This is a genomic window from Streptomyces sp. NPDC001868 (assembly GCF_040297125.1).
In the GTDB taxonomy this organism is placed as follows: domain Bacteria; phylum Actinomycetota; class Actinomycetes; order Streptomycetales; family Streptomycetaceae; genus Streptomyces.
Genome location: NZ_JBEOYO010000048.1, coordinates 1 through 16,593 on the forward strand (window position 1 = coordinate 1; position 16,593 = coordinate 16,593).

Here is a 16,593-nt window from a genome sequence, read left to right on the forward strand (position 1 = left end):
TTTCCCTCCACCCCCCCCGCCCGTTCTGGTGGGGGCGGTGCCCCCGCGTTACCTCCTCACCCCCCGGGCCCGGGGGGAACTGCGCGAGAAGCCCCACGCACCCGCACCCGCCGACGAAACCCGCACCCCCGAGCCATCAGGCGCCCCCCGAATACTGCGGCGGGATGAAATCCCTCTGGCCCCGTGTTGGGTCTTGCGGAGACCAGGACGAACGGAGGGCACCGGCGTGGCAGCGCAACAGGGGGGCGACCGAGGGTGGGCGCGCAGGCTGGCCGGATACGCGTGGCGGTACCCCAAGGACGTGATCCTCGCCCTCGGCTCGTCCCTCGCCGGTATGGCGGTGATGGCGCTGGTCCCCCTGATCACCAAGGTGATCATCGATGACGTGATCGGGGACAACACCAGGGACATGACCCCCTGGGCGGCGGCCCTGATCGGCGCCGCCCTCCTCGTGTACGTCTTCACCTACATCCGCCGCTACTACGGCGGCCGCCTCGCCCTCGACGTCCAGCACGATCTGCGCACGGAGATGTACGGGACGATCACCCGCCTCGACGGCCGCCGCCAGGACGAGCTGTCCACCGGTCAGGTCGTCGGCCGCGCCACCAGCGACCTCCAGCTGATCCAGGGCCTGCTCTTCATGTTGCCGATGACCATCGGCAACATCCTGCTGTTCCTGATCTCCCTCGGGATCATGGCGTGGCTGTCCCTCCCGCTCACCCTGGTCGCGCTCGCCGTCGCCCCCGCCCTGGTGTGGATCGCCGCGCGCAGCCGCGCCAAGCTGCACCCCGCCACCTGGTATGCCCAGGCCCAGGCCGCCGCCGTCGCGGGCGTGGTCGACGGCGCCGTCAGCGGCGTACGCGTGGTGAAGGGGTTCGGGCAGGAGGAGCAGGAGACCGGGAAGCTGCGGGAGGTCGGGCGGCGGCTCTTCGCGGGGCGGCTGCGGACCATCCGGTTCAACTCCCGGTACACCCCCGCCCTCCAGGCCGTCCCCGCGCTCGGCCAGGTCGCGATGCTGGCGCTCGGCGGCTGGCTGGCCGTCCGGGGCCACATCACGCTCGGCACGTTCGTCGCGTTCTCCACCTACCTCGCCCAGCTGGTCGGCCCGGTCCGCATGCTCGCCCTGGTGCTCACCGTCGGCCAGCAGGCCCGCGCCGGCACCGAACGCGTCCTGGAGCTGATCGACACCGAGCCCACGCTCGACGACGGCACCAAGACCCTGCCCGCCGACGCGCCCGCGACCGTCGAGTTCGACGACGTGTCCTTCGGGTACGAGGAGGGGCGCCCGGTCCTCGACGGGCTCAGCTTCGAGATCCGCCCCGGCGAGACCCTCGCGGTCGTCGGCTCCTCCGGCTCCGGCAAGTCCACCGTCTCCCTCCTCCTGCCGCGCTTCTACGACGTGACCCGGGGTGCCGTCCTCATCGGCGGGCACGATGTGCGGGAACTGACCCTCGACTCGCTGCGGGCCGCGATCGGGCTCGTCCCCGAGGACTCCTTCCTCTTCTCCGACACCGTCCGCGCCAACATCGCCTACGGCCGCCCGGACGCCACCGACGAGCAGATCGAGACCGCCGCCCGCGCCGCCCAGGCGGACCGTTTCATCACCGCGCTGCCCGACGGCTACGCCACCAAGGTCGGCGAGCACGGCCTCACCCTCTCCGGCGGCCAGCGCCAGCGCGTCGCCCTCGCCCGCGCGATCCTCACCGACCCCCGCCTCCTCGTCCTCGACGACGCGACCTCGGCGGTGGACGCCCGCGTCGAACACGAGATCCACGAGGCCCTCCAGCACGTCATGGAGGGCCGCACCACCCTCCTCATCGCCCACCGCCGCTCCACCCTCGGCCTCGCCGACCGCATCGCCGTCGTCGACGAGGGCCGCCTCGCCGACATCGGCACCCACGAGGAACTGGAACGCCGCTCCGCCCTCTACCGCCGGCTGCTCACCGACCCCGACGAACTGGGCGGCGTCTCACCCGGCCACCTCCCCCAGGCGGCCCTGACCTCCCTGACCAAGGCCGACGACACCCCCGTACGCGACTCGATACGGGACGAGCTGGACGCCGAGTTCGACGCCGAGCGCGGCATCACGCCCCGGCTGTGGACCGGCGACCGGGAGCCCCGCGACACCGCGTTCGACGGCACCCCCGCCACCCCCGAACTCCTCGCCCAGGTCGAGGCGCTGCCCCCGGCCACCGACACCCCCGGCATCGACGAGGCCCGCGCGGTCGCGCCCGAGGAGTCGTACGGCCTGAAGCGGCTGCTGCGCGGCTTCGGGCTGCCCCTCGCCCTCAGCCTGGCCCTCGTCGCCGTCGACGCGGGCATGGGCCTGCTGCTGCCCGTGCTGATCCGGCACGGCATCGACGACGGCGTCTCGCAGGCGGCCCTCGGCGCGGTCTGGGCCGCGTCCCTGCTGGGCCTGCTCGCGGTGGGCGCGCAGTGGGCGGCCCAGATCGGCGAGATGCGGATGACCGGCCGTACCGGCGAACGCGTCCTCTACTCCCTCCGCCTGAAGATCTTCGCCCAGCTCCAGCGTCTCGGACTCGACTACTACGAGCGGGAGTTGACGGGCCGGATCATGACGAGGATGACGACGGACGTCGACGCCCTGTCGACCTTCCTCCAGACCGGTCTGGTCACCGCCTTCGTCTCCGTCGTCACCTTCTTCGGCATCATGGGCGCCCTGCTCGTGCTCGACGTCCAGCTCGCCCTCGTCGTCTTCGCCACGCTCCCGCCGCTGATCGTCGGCACGGTCTTCTTCCGCCGGGCCAGCGTGAAGGCGTACGAGCTGGCCCGTGAGCGGGTCTCCGTCGTCAACGCGGACCTCCAGGAGTCGGTCGCCGGGCTGCGGATCGTGCAGGCGTTCCGGGGGGAGCGCGACGGCGGCGAGCGGTTCGCGGCCGGCAGCGACAGCTACCGCCGGGCCCGTGTCCACGGGCAGTGGCTGATCTCGATCTACTTCCCGTTCGTGCAGTTCCTGTCCTCGGCCGCGGCGGCGGCCGTCCTGGTCGTCGGCGCCCACCGCGTCGACGCGGGCACCCTCACCACCGGCGCCCTGGTCGCCTACCTCCTCTACATCGACCTCTTCTTCGCCCCCGTCCAGCAGCTCTCCCAGGTCTTCGACGGCTACCAGCAGGCCACCGTCTCCCTGGGTCGCATCCAGGAACTCCTCCAGGAGCCGACATCGACGAAGGCGGCCTCCGAACCCCTGGAGGTGCTCTCCCTGCGCGGCGACATCACCTTCGAGGACGTGGACTTCGCGTACGGCTCCACCGACGACGGGGAGGAGGCCCTCAGCGATGTGCGGCTCTCCATCCCCGCCGGCCAGACCGTCGCCTTCGTCGGTGAGACCGGCGCCGGGAAGTCGACCCTCGTCAAGCTCGTCGCCCGCTTCTACGACCCCACCGGCGGCCGGGTCACGGTCGACGGCACCGATCTGCGGGACCTCGACATCACCTCGTACCGGCACCGCCTGGGCGTCGTCCCGCAGGAGGCGTACCTCTTCCAGGGCACGGTCCGGGACGCCATCGCCTACGGGCGCCCCGAGGCCACGGACGCCGAGGTGGAGGCCGCCGCCCGGGCCGTCGGCGCGCACGACATGATCGCCACACTCGACGGCGGCTACCTCCACGAGGTCGCCGAACGCGGCCGCAACCTCTCCGCCGGACAGCGCCAGCTGATCGCCCTGGCCCGCGCGGAGCTGGTGAACCCCGACATCCTGCTCCTCGACGAGGCGACGGCCGCCCTCGACCTGGCCACCGAGGCCCAGGTCAACCAGGCCACCGACCGTCTCGCCGGCCGCCGTACGACCCTCGTCGTCGCCCACCGCCTGACCACGGCGGCCCGCGCCGACCGTGTCGTCCTCATGGCCCACGGCCGCGTCGCCGAGGACGGCACCCACGACGAACTGCTGGCCCGCGACGGACGGTACGCGGAACTCTGGCGGACCTTCGTGGGCGAGCCGGCGCTGAAGCCGTAGGGGTCTTTCGGGGCGGATCGCGCCGCGCGTGCAACCGTTCGAGGGGGGTTGTGCGTCCGTACATCAGTACGGACGTGTGGCGGGAGGGGCAGCGGTGAGCAGGCGTGGGGCACGTCGGCCGATGGCGCTCGCACTGGCCGTGCTGGCGCTGGCCGGGCTGCTGACCCTGGCCGGGCCGGCCGGGAGCGCGGAGGCCGCCGCGTCGTGCGCCGGGCGCAAGGTGCGCACGCTGACCTTCGACACCGGGACCGTACGGGTGTACCGCAAGGGCGGCCGGTATGTGTGCGCCGTGCTGGTGCCCAGGAAGCAGGCCGGCAAGGGAAGCGTGCGCATCCGGGCCTGGGGCGGCCGGTGGGTGCGGAACACGAAGCGTCCCGCCGGGCCCGTGACCGTGCACGCGGGCCGGCGTGCCGTGTGGATCAAGGCGCGGGCCGGCGGCAAGACGTACGACTCGGGCTGGATCCTGCGCTGAACCGCGCCACCGCCCGCCGAGCTGACCGGTGCCCCGTACAGGGTTTTCCCTATCGCTCCCATCTGCGGCTGAAAGCAGTCCAGTTGGCCCCTTTCTTCCCTGGTGCCCCGGCGGTGGCTCCGATAGCTTCCGGCGCACAGCTGCTGCATAGGGGAGAAACGCATGCGCAAAGCACTCAGATGGGTGCTGTCGCTCGTGGTGCTCATAGGCACGTTGAGCACGGCGGGGGCGGCCACCGCCGCCGGATCGGACACCGGTGACATCAAGGACCGGCTGCTCGCGATACCGGGCGTGAGCCTGACCGAGGAGAAGCCGTACCCGGGTTACCGCTTCTTCGTCCTCGACTTCACCCAGCCGGTGGACCACAGGAACCCGAAGAAGGGCACGTTCCAGCAGCGGGTCACCCTGCTGCACAAGGACACCGCCCGTCCGACGGTCTTCTACACCGGCGGCTACAACGTCTCCACGAACCCCGGCCGCCGTGAGCCCACCCAGATCGTGGACGGCAACCAGGTCTCCATGGAGTACCGCTTCTTCACCCCGTCCCGCCCCGACCCGGCGGACTGGTCCAAGCTCGACATCTGGCAGGCGGCCAGCGACCAGCACCGGATCTTCAAGGCGCTGAAGAAGATCTACGGCAAGAAGTGGATCTCGACGGGCGGCTCGAAGGGCGGCATGACCGCCACCTACTACGAGCGCTTCTACCCCAAGGACATGGACGGTGTCGTCGCGTACGTCGCCCCCAACGACGTCGTCAACAAGGAGGACTCGGCGTACGACCGGTTCTTCGCGAACGTCGGCACCAAGGAGTGCCGCGACCGGCTGAACGCCGTGCAGCGCGAGGCGTTGGTGCGCCGTGAGCCGCTGAAGAAGAAGTACGCGGAGTACGCCGCCGCCGAGGGCTTCACCTTCAACACCGTCGGCAGCCTGGACCAGGCGTACGAGGCCGTCGTCCTCGACTACGTGTGGGGCTTCTGGCAGTACAGCCGGCTCGCCGACTGCGACAGCGACGTCATCCCGAAGGACGCCAAGAACGCCACGGACGACGAGATCTGGACGTCCATCGACACGATCGGCGGCTTCTCCTCGTACACCGACCAGGGCCTGACGCCGTACACGCCGTACTACTACCAGGCGGGTACCCAGCTGGGCGCGCCCGAGATCAAGTTCCCGCACATCGAGAAGAAGTACATCCGCTACGGCTACCAGCCGCCCCGGAACTTCGTCCCGCGCGACATCGAGATGCGGTTCCAGCCGTTCGCGATGCGGGACATCGACACCTGGGTCCGCAACAACGCCAAGCAGATGCTCTTCGTCTACGGGCAGAACGACCCGTGGGGCGCCGAGCCGTTCCACCTGGGCAAGAGGGCGCGCGACTCGTACGTCTTCACGGCCCCCGGCGCCAACCACGGTGCCAACGTCGCCGGTCTCGTCCCGGCGGAGAAGGACCTGGCCACGGCCCGGATCCTGCAGTGGGCGGGCGTCGCCCCGGCCACCGTCCAGGAGGACCCGAGCAAGGCGAAGCCGCTGGCGAAGTTCGACTCCAAGCTCGACAAGCGGGACGTCGAGCGGGAGATGACGCTGCGGCCGTAAAGGGCCCGCCGCACCAATGAGTCGAGCCCCGGTGCCGCCGTGATCGGCGGCACCGGGGCTCGACCGCTGCGAGATCCCTATGGACGATCCCTACGCGAGATCCCTCTGCGGATTCCTACATCGGCACCGCGCATCCCACCGGCCGGCTGCCGCCCAGCCGCACATACAGATCAGTCGTGGCGGGGCACTGTGCCTTCGTGTCGACGGCCGTCGTCACCTCGTACTCCGGATCGTGCTTGCCGTTGCCGTCGCAGGCCGTCTCGCGGACCTCGCCCTCCCCGGTGCCGTAGACACAGTCGCCGACGATGGTGCGCGGCCCGCCCCCGCCACCGGGATCGCCCGGGTGCGGCGGCTGCAGCTTGCGCATACAGGCGTAGCCCTGCGGTACGGACCCGTCGCCGTCCTCGTCCTCGCCGGACCCGCTCTCGTCCTGGCCGGGCCCGCCGGAATCACCGGAGGAGGTCCGGGACTCGCTGATGTGGAGGACGAAGTCGGTGGTCGGCGGGCAGAGCGGCCCCTGTCCGACCCGGCCGTCGTGCCGGGCCACGACCCGGGCGGCGGCGCGCTCGCCCGCGCAGGGCACCTCCGTGAAGCTGGTCGTCCCGAACGAACTGCACTCGTCGACCCCGAGGAACACGGTCCCGTACCCGGACCGCAGGGTCGGCACGGTCGTGGCCGTCCGCTCCTCGGGCTCCTCGCCCACCCCGCCCGACCAGGCCTGACACCCCGAGAGCACGGCGACGGCCAGGACGACGGCAGCCACGAGCCCCCCTGTACGCACCATTCGAACGCGACACACCCCTCGCATGGCCACCCCCCGATGCACCCCCGTCCAGCGTGACCCTGTGACGGGGGCCACGCCAGACATACCGTGCGCTTTGCGCAAGTTAGGGGTGGTGCGCGAGGAGTGCGACGTAGGTGCCGTACGTCAGGGTCCGTACGTCAGGGTCCGTACGTCAGGCCGTGCCCGATCGGGTACAGCACCTCCGTCGGTTCGTCGGCCCGCTGCACCGGCACCGGCAGCCTCCCGTGCGGCGCCACCCGCCCGGCCAGCACCCGTGCCGCCGCCCGCACCTCGACGTCCGTCCAGGAGTAGGACGCCAAGTAGCCCTTCACGCCCGGGAGTTGAGCCACGTCGTACGGGTTCCGGATCGCGACCGCCACCACCGGCACCCCGGTGGCGAGGAGGCGGGTGACGAGGGTCTTCTGCGTACTGGCGGCCGTCACGTTGTACGTCGCCACGACCACCGCGTCCTTGCCCCGCGCCGCCGCGACGGCCTGGTCGACGAGGGCCGGGGTGGGTGCCGTACCGGTCGACAGGCCGGCCGTGGTGAAGCCGAGGGAGGCGAGTTCGGCGGCGAGGACGGCCGTCGGCGGGCCCGTGGTGCCCGACGGGGACGCAGGGTCGGCGCCGACCACCAGCACGCTGCGGTGCGTACGAGGGGACAGCGGCAGCAGCGGGCCCTCGTTGACCAGGAGGGTCGTGGTCCGCTCGGCGATCCGGTCGGCGGCGTCGAGATGCCGTCGGATCCCCACCACCCGGTCGACACCGGCGTCACTCACATACGGCCGCTCGAACAGCCCGAGCTTCGCTTTGAGCCGCAGGATCCGGAGGATCGACTCGTCGAGGCGGGCCTCGGTCAGCTCGCCGGCCCGTACGGCGTTCAGCACCGCGTTCCACGCCACGTCGATCGACGGCGGGTTGAGGAGCTGGTCGACCCCGGCCTTCAGCGCCAGCACCGGCACCTGGTCGTCGCCGTACTTCTCCCGTACGCCCTGCATACCGAGCGAGTCGGTGACGACGACCCCGTCGTAGCCCAGCTCGCCGCGCAGGATGCCGGTGAGGATCGGGCGGGAGAGGGTGGCGGGGTCGCCCGAGGGGTCCAGGGCGGGGACCATGATGTGCGCCGTCATGATCGAGTCGATGCCGGCCCGGATCGCGGCGCGGAAGGGCGGGGCGTCGAGGGTCGTCCACTGCTCCCGGGTGTGCTCGATGACGGGGAAGCCGTAGTGGCTGTCGACGGCCGTGTCCCCGTGCCCCGGGAAGTGCTTGGCGGTGGCCGCGACCCCGGCCCCCTGATACCCCTTCACCTGCGCGGCGACCAGCCCCGAGACGGCCCCCGGGTCGGCGCCGAAGGAGCGTACGCCGATGACCGGGTTGGCCGGGTTGACGTTCACGTCGGCGACCGGCGCGTAGTCCTGGCGGACGCCGATCGCCCGCAGTTCGGCGCCGCCGATACGGCCGGCCTCGCGGGCGTCGGCGACCGAACCCCCCGCTCCCAGGGCCATCGCGCCCGGCATCAGCGTGGCGGGCTCGCCGACCCTCGCCACGGCGCCGTGTTCCTGGTCGGTGGAGATGAGCACGGGCAGGCCCCGGGGGAGGCCGAGGGAGGCGCGCTGGACGCCGTTGGAGAGGGCGGCGATCTGGTGCGGGTCGCGGGTGTTGTGCGCCCAGGAGAAGTAGATGATCCCGCCGACCCGGTACCTCTCCAGCAGCTCGGCGGCCGTGCGGACGCCGAGCTCCTGGAGGTTGGCGTCGATGTCGGCCTGGTCCGGTGCGGTCGCCGAGTGCCCGTAGACCCGCATCACGAAGAGCTGGCCGACCTTCTCCTCAAGGGTCATGCGCGAGATGAGGGCGCGGAGTCGTTTGTCGTGGCGGGTGGTGGGGGTGCTGTCGGTCGCCGCCTGTGCGTCGGTGCCGAGGGCCAGGGCCGCGGTGACGCCTGCGGTGGCGGCGAGAACGGTACGTCTGGAGGGCACGTGCGTCGCTCCTTCGGGGGGTGGGGGGAGAGAGGGAGCTGCTGAAACCGCTGAAACCACTGCTGCTGCAACCACTGTTGCTGAAACTGCTGAAGGAAACTTCCAAGAAGCCACGATTATCCGGGAAGTTTCTTCCGGTCAAGGGAACGCACGGGTGCCTGCGGCGGGGCCGTGGGGGTCTGCTCGGCTTCCTGAGGGGCCGTCACCGGCGCTGTCGGAGGGGGCGCGCCGGTGACGGCGTGCTGCCGGCCGCAGGCGGCGGAGAGGGTTGGTCAGCGATCGCAGCCAGCAGCGAGGCCGACACCGCACTGCGGAGACTCGTCCGACAGCATGGCGGTTGGACGGGGTGGGGTGCCTTCGGGTTCCTGGAAACGGGCGATTTCCGGAAGTTGGTGGGGGTGGGGGTGGTGAGGCGCGGGAGGGGGTGGGGGGCTGCGGTTCGTCGGCGGCTGTGGGCCCGGTGGGGCTTCTCGCGCAGTTCCCCGCGCCCCTAAAGATCCAGGCCCCTGCGGGCCTGAAAGACCAGGCTCCTGTGGGTCTGGAAGGTGGCGGGCTGCGGGCCTGAGAAGCACGGGGCGCAGCCCCTGCTTTTCAGGGGCGCGGGGAACTGCGCGAGAAGCCCCACTCAGCCGCACTCGCCGACGCACAGCCGGCCCCGAGCCATCAGGCGCCCGGTCCACAAGCCGGACGGTTCGGCGAGCGCCCCGCCCCCCGGTCCAGCATGACGCCATGCCCCTCGTCCACATCCCCGGTTCCAAGTCCCTCACCGCCCGCGCCCTCTTCCTCGCGGCGGCAGCCGACGGCGTCACCACCCTCGTCCGCCCCCTCAGGTCCGACGACACGGAGGGCTTCGCCGAGGGCCTGACCACCCTCGGCTACCGCGTGGGCCGCACCCCGGACACCTGGCAGGTCGACGGCCGCCCGCAGGGCCCCGCGGTCACGGACGCGGACGTGTACTGCAGGGACGGCGCCACCACCGCCCGCTTCCTGCCCACCCTCGCCGCCGCCGGCCACGGCACCTACCGCTTCGACGCCTCCCCCCAGATGCGCCGCCGCCCCCTCGCCCCGCTCACCCGCGCCCTGCGCGACCTGGGCGTCGACCTGCGGCACGAGGAGGCGGAGGGCCACCACCCGCTCACCGTCACGGCGAACGGCGTGGAGGGCGGCGAGGTGGTCCTGGACGCCGGCCAGTCCTCCCAGTACCTGACCGCCCTCCTCCTGCTCGGCCCCCTCACCCGCACCGGCCTGCGGGTCACCGTCACCGACCTGGTCTCGGTGCCGTACGTGGAGATCACGATCGCGATGATGCGGGCGTTCGGCGTGGAGGTCGGCCGGGAGGGCGACACCTACGTCGTCCCGCCGGGCGGCTACCGCGCCACCACCTACCCGATCGAACCCGACGCCTCCACCGCCAGTTACTTCTTCGCGGCGGCGGCACTCACCGGCGGCGAGGTCACCGTGCCGGGCCTCGGCGAGGGCGCGCTCCAGGGCGACCTGGGCTTCGTCGAGGTGCTGCGGCGGATGGGCGCGCGGGTGGACGTCGGCGCGGACCGTACGACGGTGAAGGGCACCGGCGAACTCCACGGCGTCACCGTCAACATGCGGGACATCTCCGACACCATGCCGACCCTCGCCGCGATCGCCCCCTTCGCCTCGGGCCCGGTCCGCATCGAGGACGTGGCGAACACCCGGGTGAAGGAGTGCGACCGGCTGGAGGCCTGCGCGGAGAACCTCCGCCGGCTGGGGGTACGGGTCACCACCGGCCCCGACTGGATCGAGATCGAGCCGGGCACACCGGCCGGGGGCGTGGACATCAAGACGTACGGCGACCACCGCATCGTCATGTCCTTCGCGGTGACAGGTCTGCGCACGCCCGGAATCACCTTCGACGACCCCGGCTGCGTACGGAAGACGTACCCGGGCTTCCACGAGGCGTTCGCGGAGCTTCGGCTACTCTCCCCGTCATGACCGCCTCCGAGCCCACCATCGTCGCGACCTCGGGCGGCCACCGACTCGGTGACCGCACCCGGGTGACCTTCCACTCGCTGGTGCATCACGCGGTGGAACTGTCGGGGGTGTCCGGGCGGAGCCCCAGGGTCATGTACGTCGGCACGGCGGTCGGCGACTCCGAGCACATGACCGCGCGTATGGGCGAGGCCGCGCGGGTGGCGGGCTTCGACCTGACGCCGCTCGCGCTCTTCCCGATGCCCAACATCGAGGACATCGAGGCGGCGGTCCTCGACCAGGACGTCGTCTGGGTCATGGGCGGCTCGGTCGCCAACCTGCTGGCCGTCTGGCGCGTCCACGGCCTCGACGCGATCCTCCGTCGCGCCTGGGAGGCCGGCGTGGTCCTCAGCGGTGTCAGCGCGGGCTCCATCTGCTGGTTCCGGGGCGGCACGACGGACTCGTTCGGCCCTCGACTCCGCCCGGTGACCGACGCGTTGGGCTACCTCCCGTACGGCAACGGCGTCCACTACGACAGCGACGCGGGCCGGCGGCCCCTGGTGCACCGCCTCGTCGCCGACGGCACGCTTCCGGAGACCCACTGCACGGACGACGGCGTCGGCCTCGTCTATCGCGGGACACGCCTGGTGGAGGCGGTCTCCGAACTCCCGGGCAAGGGGGCGTACGTTGTGCGCCGCGAGGGGGACACGGCCGTGGAGGAACGCCTGGAGCCCCGCCTGTTGCCGGAGCCCCGCGACTAGGGCCTGTTGCGAAAGTGGCGCCTGCCGCGCGACGCCCGGCACGCACTCTCGCCGCACCGCCCGAAAGCCCGAGTACACCCAGTACGAGGGCTTTCGGGCGGCACGCCGAGAGCACGCACCGGACGCCGCGCGGCCGCCCTTCGGGCGACGACGCCACTTCGCAACAGGCCCTAGGCGTCTGCCGGGCGGGGGTGGAAAGCAGGGGCTGCGCCCCATGCTTTTCAGGCCCGCAGGGGCCTGGTCTTTTAGGGGCGCGGGGAACTGCGCGAGAAGTCCCACCGGCCTGCACCCGACGAACTCGACCAAACTCACCACGGCTGAATGCGGCGCCCTGTGCCTTGGGGCTGAGGCTGGGGCTGGGCCTGGGCCCGCCGGGGCTGCGGGTCGAAGAGGGAGCCGGCGGAGCCGGGGGAGTCATGGTCGGGGTGCTGCAGCGGCACGTCGGGCCGGTCGGCCCGCCACGCCCGCTGCCGCTCCGACCGCTCGCGCCCCCGCACCGCGGCCCGGTCCCAGTCGCCCTCCCCCAGCACGAGCATCGGGTCGAACATCACGACCACCCCCGCGAGCAGCAGGAAGATGACCGGCCCGATGAGCATGGGCAGCAGGATCGACGTGGGCGACTCCCCGGTGAACGTACCGCCGGTCGTCCCGTGCAGATGCACCCCCACCGCGGCCATCCCCGTGTAGTGCATCCCGGACACGGCCACCCCCATCACCAGGCTGGCCCCGAGGCTGGTGAGGAACCCCCGGATCGACACGGCCGCCCACAGCGCGGCGGTCGCGGCGACGATGGCGATGCCGATGGAGAGGGCGACGACGGCGATGTCGTACTGGATGTAGCCGTTCAGCTGGATCGCGGCCATGCCCAGATAGTGCATGGCGGCCACCCCGAGCCCCGTGACGCACCCGGCCGAGCACAGGGTGGACCTGCTGACGCCGCGATAGCCCACGGCGAAGACCCCGATGCCGACGACCGTGACGGCCACGACCAGGCTGAGCACGGTCAGCCCGACGTCGTAGTGGATCCGGCTCTCCTTGACCCGGAAACCGATCATCGCGATGAAGTGCATCGTCCAGATGCCGCAGCCGATGCAGGCGGCCCCGAGCGCCAGCCAACCGGGCTTCCAGGACTGTTCGTTGTAGACCGACCTGACGACGCAGCGCAGTCCGAGCGCCGCGCCTAAGCAGGCCATGACATAGGCGGCCACGGGGGTGACCGCACCGTAGCTGAAACCGTCGACCGTGCCTTGCATATGCCAAATCCCCCCGATACATGACCAGTTGCCTGGCTGGTTGCGGGAGGTAAGTCTGCTGTAAGCGCGTACCGGAGCGCTCCGTTTTCCCGGAGTTACTGTCGGTACTTGTTCGGCGGGCGATCAGCTTTGGGTGAGTCGATACTGATTCGCGGTCAAAGTCCTTGCCAGGAAAGACCGAAAGAGGCCTGAGCTTGAACCATTCTTGATAGTTCAAGGATGGTTCAAGCTCAGGCCGCAGCATTACGCGGCGTCGTTGAGGAGCCGCCCCAGGTGCTCCCGGCCCGCCGCCAGCAGCTCCGGCAGCGGCGCGGCCCCCTCGTACCACCGCTTCTCGTACTCCCAGCAGAGCCAGCCGTCCCAGTCCTTGCGGGAGAGGAGTTCGACGCACTCGCCGAGCGGGAGGACGCCCGCGCCGAGCGCGAGCGGGGTGGTGTCGTCGGGGGAGGCGATGTCCTTGACCTGGACGTAGCCGAGGAAGGGGGAGAGGGCGGCGTAGGACTCGGCGGGCTGTTCGCCGCCGAGCCAGGTGTGCATCACGTCCCAGAGCGCGCCCACGCTGCCGTGACCGACGGGGCCGAGCACGCGGATCGCGTCGGCGCCGGTGCGGTGGGAGTCATGGGTCTCCAGCAGGATGCGTACGCCCCGGTCGGCCGCGTCCTTCGCCGCCGTACCGAGCCGCCGGGCGGCGACCGCGTCGGCCTCCTCCACGCTCTGGCCGCCGGCCGGGTCGGCGCCGGGGAAGACACGGACGAAGGGGGCGCCCAAGTCCCGTGCCAGGTCCAGCAGTCCACGGATCTCGTCGAGCACGGGGCCGTCCTCGCCCGGTGCGGCGACCCGCGCGTACCCGGCGAGTCCCAGGATCTCCACACCCCCCGCCTTGAACTCGGCGACCACCTCGGCCCGTGCCCCGGCCCCGATCCCCGGATGCACCGGCTCCTCGGGATGGGCGCGCAACTCGACGCCGTGATAGCCGTGCGCGACGGCGAGCCGTACGACGTCGGCGAGGGGGAGACCGGGGACACCGAGGGTGGAGAACGCGAGTTTCATGTCTTCGGACCGTACACGTCGGCGGCGGGTGAGTGGGCGTGTCCGGCTCGACGACAGAAGGGCAGGGGCGCAGCCCCGCCCTTCAGGGGCGCGGGGAACCGCGCGACCCGCCCGGACCCACCCGCATCCACCGTACGAACCGACCCCGACCCCCACCCCCGACACGACGCACCCGCCAACCGCACCGACACCCGCCCCCGACACGACGCCCCCACCAAACACCCCCGCACCCGCACCCGCATCAGATGTCCCGCCTCTCCAACCGTTTCGTAGCAGGCCCCTGCACGATCCGCCCCTCGACGTCGAAGCGGGACCCATGACAAGGGCACTCCCACGTCCGCTCGGCCCGGTTGAAGCCGACCAGGCAGCCCAGGTGGGTGCACCGGGCGGAGACGGCGTGCAGCGAGCCGTCCTCGTCCCGGTGGACCGCGCAGTGCTGACCGTGGAGCCGGACGACCGCGCCGTCCCCGGGGGCGATGGCCTCGACGGAGGCGTCCCCGGCGCCCGATCCGATCCGGTCGCCGACGAAGTGACGGGCGACCTGCGCCTGGTGCTTGAGGAAGCTCGGCGCCTCACGCACGGCGCTGAGCACCCGGCGCGGGTCGTACAGGTCGCTCCACGGCTCCTTGTGCCCGGTGATCTGCTCGGCCAGCAGCCGCCCGGCCATGATGCCGCCGCTCATGCCCCAGCCACCGAACCCGGTCGCCACCCAGGTGTGCCGGCTGCCCGCGTGGAAGGGGCCGACGAGCGGGACGGAGTCGGTGGAGTCGTTGTCCTGCGTCGCCCAGCGGTGGGTGAAGCCGAGCGGCCCGAAGCGCTCGACGGCCCAGTCGGCGAGGAGCCCGAACCGTTCCTCGACATCGGTGGAGCCCGGCGTGAAGTGCTCCCCGGTGACGATCAGCAGCCGCCGCCCGTCCCCGTACGGGGCGGTCCGCACCGAGCGCGTGCGCCGCTCCGGGGTGAGGTACATGCCGTGCGGGTCGGTGTCGGCCGGGGCCGGCGCCGCGAGCACGAGTTCGCGGCGCGGGGAGAGCCGGGTGAAGAGCAGCGCCCGGTCGAACACGGGGTGGTGCGTGGCGACCACGACGTCCTTGGCGGTCACCGTGAACCCCGCCTCGGTCGTCAGCCGGCACGGCGTCCCCTCCTTGAGCCGCACCACCCGCGTCCCCTCATGCACCGACGCGCCCTGCCGCACCAGATCCCCGACCAGCGCCAGCAGGTACTTACGGGGATGGAACTGGGCCTGTCCCTCGACCCGCACCGCCCCCGCGACCGGGAACGGCAGCCCCGTCTCCGTCACGAACGCGGCGGGCAGCCCGGCCTCCCGCGCCGCCTCCGCCTCGGCCCGCAGCTCCTCGACGCGCCCCTTGTCCTCGGCGTACGTGTAGGCCGTCGCGTCCTCCCAGTCGCACGCGATGCCCAGCTCGTCCACCAGCGCGGCGGCATGCCGGATCGCCTCGCTCTGCGACCGCGCGTACAGCGCGGCGGCCTCGGCGCCCCGGGTCCGCCGCAGCCGGTCGTAGATCAGCGTGTGCAGGGCCGTCACCTTGGCCGTCGTATGCCCCGTGACCCCCGCCGCGACCCGGTCGGCCTCCAGCAGCGCCACCCGCCGCCCCCGCCGGGCCAGCTCCCACGCGGTGCTGATCCCCGCGATCCCCGCCCCCACCACGGCCACGTCGACGATCAGATCCTCGTCGAGAGCCGGGTGCCCGCCCTCGGGCGGCGCGCTCTCCATCCAGTACGACCGCTGCGGCGGCTGCTCGTGCTTCCTGGGCTCCATGGTTTCGGGTTCCCTTCAGTCGGGCGGCGGCTGGGTGCGGCGGGGGTCCTCGGGAGCGGCCCGGCGCCGGTGGCTGGTGTCGCACCACGGGTAGATCCCGCTGCGGCGACAGGTGCACAGGGCCACGCAGAAGCGGTCCGACGACACGGTCGTCCCGTCCTCCAGCGTGACCTCGACCGGCCCCTCGACCAGCAGCGGGCCGGGACGTTGCAGGGTGACGCGGCGGCGTTCAGAGCGGTCGTTCGGCACGGATGACCACCAGCTCCTCCTTCTCGTCGCCGTCGAGGCGTCCGGGCGTGTCCCCCAGGAGTCCGCGACCGCGCAGCCACGCGCTCCGCGACCGCAGGACGGGCCCGAACGCGACCTGCCGCCGGTCGACGACCTCGGCCCGCAGCCCCGCCGCCCGCAGTTGCGCGAGCGACAGCTCCGCGTCGCTGAGTGCCGACTGGACCAGCAGCAGCACCCCGCCCGGCCGCAGCAGCGACGGCGAGTCCCGGCAGATGGGGTCCAGCACGAGCCGGCCGTCCCACCCGCCGTCCCAGGCCCGCGCGGCGCCCTGCGCGGTGCCGGAGCGGTCGGGCCTCGGGGCCGCGCCCGGGCCCGGCCCCGGCCCACGTCTCCGTGCCGGTTCCGGGCCCGGTACGTACGGCGGGTTGGACAGGATGAGGTCGAAGGACCGTCCGGACACCGGGGCCAGCAGATTGCCCCGGACGACCGTCATCGGCAGCCTCGCCAGGACGGCGTTGACCTTGGCGTTGAGCACGGCCCGCCAGGAGATGTCGACCGCCGTGACCCGCGCGCCCCGCCGCGCCGCGGCCAGGGCGACCGCTCCCGTCCCCGTACCGACGTCCAGCACCAGGGCCCGCGAGCCGAGGGGCTCCCGCGACAGGGCGTGGACCAGCAGCTCGGTGTCGTCCTGCGGGGCGTAGACACCGGGCAGGGACACGGGCAGCGTGAGCCGGAACGGCAGTGGGATCACGGGGAGGGGCCTCCAGGGAGGTGAG

Annotated in this window: 12 protein-coding genes; 5 read left to right on the top strand and 7 right to left on the bottom strand. The window is 72.2% G+C overall.

Annotated elements, in window-relative coordinates:
• Positions 1-226 precede the first annotated feature (226 nt).
• From ABT147_RS36625 to ABT147_RS36635, 3 genes are all read left to right on the top strand, one after another.
• Positions 227-3,976 (top strand): ABC transporter ATP-binding protein, encoded by a 3,750-nt coding sequence (locus ABT147_RS36625; RefSeq protein WP_351414468.1) that lies wholly within the window; start codon positions 227-229, stop codon positions 3,974-3,976.
• Between the two features lie 121 nt (positions 3,977-4,097).
• Entirely contained in the window at positions 4,098-4,448 is a 351-nt protein-coding gene (locus tag ABT147_RS36630) for a hypothetical protein (protein WP_351414470.1), read from the top strand.
• A gap of 162 nt (positions 4,449-4,610) precedes the next feature.
• Entirely contained in the window at positions 4,611-6,041 is a 1,431-nt protein-coding gene (locus ABT147_RS36635) for a S28 family serine protease (protein ID WP_351414472.1), read from the top strand.
• A gap of 115 nt (positions 6,042-6,156) precedes the next feature.
• Here ABT147_RS36635 and ABT147_RS36640 read toward each other — a convergent pair whose 3' ends face one another.
• Positions 6,157-6,825 (bottom strand): hypothetical protein, encoded by a 669-nt coding sequence (locus ABT147_RS36640; RefSeq protein ID WP_351414474.1) that lies wholly within the window; start codon positions 6,823-6,825, stop codon positions 6,157-6,159.
• A 158-nt stretch (positions 6,826-6,983) separates the two neighbouring features.
• Positions 6,984-8,801 carry a glycoside hydrolase family 3 protein gene (locus tag ABT147_RS36645; protein ID WP_351414476.1) on the bottom strand — a complete coding sequence of 606 codons (1,818 nt, stop codon included), beginning with the start codon at positions 8,799-8,801 and terminating at the stop codon, positions 6,984-6,986.
• Positions 8,802-9,530: 729 nt separating this feature from the next.
• Here ABT147_RS36645 and aroA point away from each other — a divergent pair.
• Both aroA and ABT147_RS36655 read left to right on the top strand, forming a co-directional pair.
• The gene (gene aroA / locus ABT147_RS36650) at positions 9,531-10,769 is read left to right on the top strand and encodes a 3-phosphoshikimate 1-carboxyvinyltransferase (protein ID WP_351414478.1); all 1,239 of its coding nucleotides are present in this window, start codon (positions 9,531-9,533) and stop codon (positions 10,767-10,769) included.
• Positions 10,766-11,506, top strand: a complete 741-nt coding sequence (locus ABT147_RS36655) for a Type 1 glutamine amidotransferase-like domain-containing protein (protein WP_351414480.1) — start codon at positions 10,766-10,768, stop codon at positions 11,504-11,506. The genes aroA and ABT147_RS36655 overlap by 4 nt, the downstream gene beginning before the upstream one ends.
• A gap of 308 nt (positions 11,507-11,814) precedes the next feature.
• On the opposite strand, the gene ABT147_RS36660 is transcribed toward ABT147_RS36655, so the two are convergent.
• The 5 genes from ABT147_RS36660 to ABT147_RS36680 form a co-directional block, all read right to left on the bottom strand.
• Entirely contained in the window at positions 11,815-12,759 is a 945-nt protein-coding gene (locus ABT147_RS36660) for an MHYT domain-containing protein (protein ID WP_351414482.1), read from the bottom strand.
• 243 nt (positions 12,760-13,002) lie between these two features.
• Entirely contained in the window at positions 13,003-13,809 is an 807-nt protein-coding gene (locus ABT147_RS36665; protein WP_351414484.1) for a sugar phosphate isomerase/epimerase family protein, read from the bottom strand.
• Positions 13,810-14,050: 241 nt separating this feature from the next.
• Positions 14,051-15,589 carry an FAD-dependent oxidoreductase gene (locus ABT147_RS36670; RefSeq protein WP_351414486.1) on the bottom strand — a complete coding sequence of 513 codons (1,539 nt, stop codon included), beginning with the start codon at positions 15,587-15,589 and terminating at the stop codon, positions 14,051-14,053.
• A gap of 15 nt (positions 15,590-15,604) precedes the next feature.
• The gene (locus ABT147_RS36675; RefSeq protein ID WP_351414488.1) at positions 15,605-15,838 is read right to left on the bottom strand and encodes a CDGSH iron-sulfur domain-containing protein; all 234 of its coding nucleotides are present in this window, start codon (positions 15,836-15,838) and stop codon (positions 15,605-15,607) included.
• Positions 15,819-16,568, bottom strand: a complete 750-nt coding sequence (locus tag ABT147_RS36680) for a methyltransferase (protein ID WP_351414490.1) — start codon at positions 16,566-16,568, stop codon at positions 15,819-15,821. The genes ABT147_RS36675 and ABT147_RS36680 overlap by 20 nt, the downstream gene beginning before the upstream one ends.
• Between the last annotated feature and the right edge of the window lie 25 nt (positions 16,569-16,593).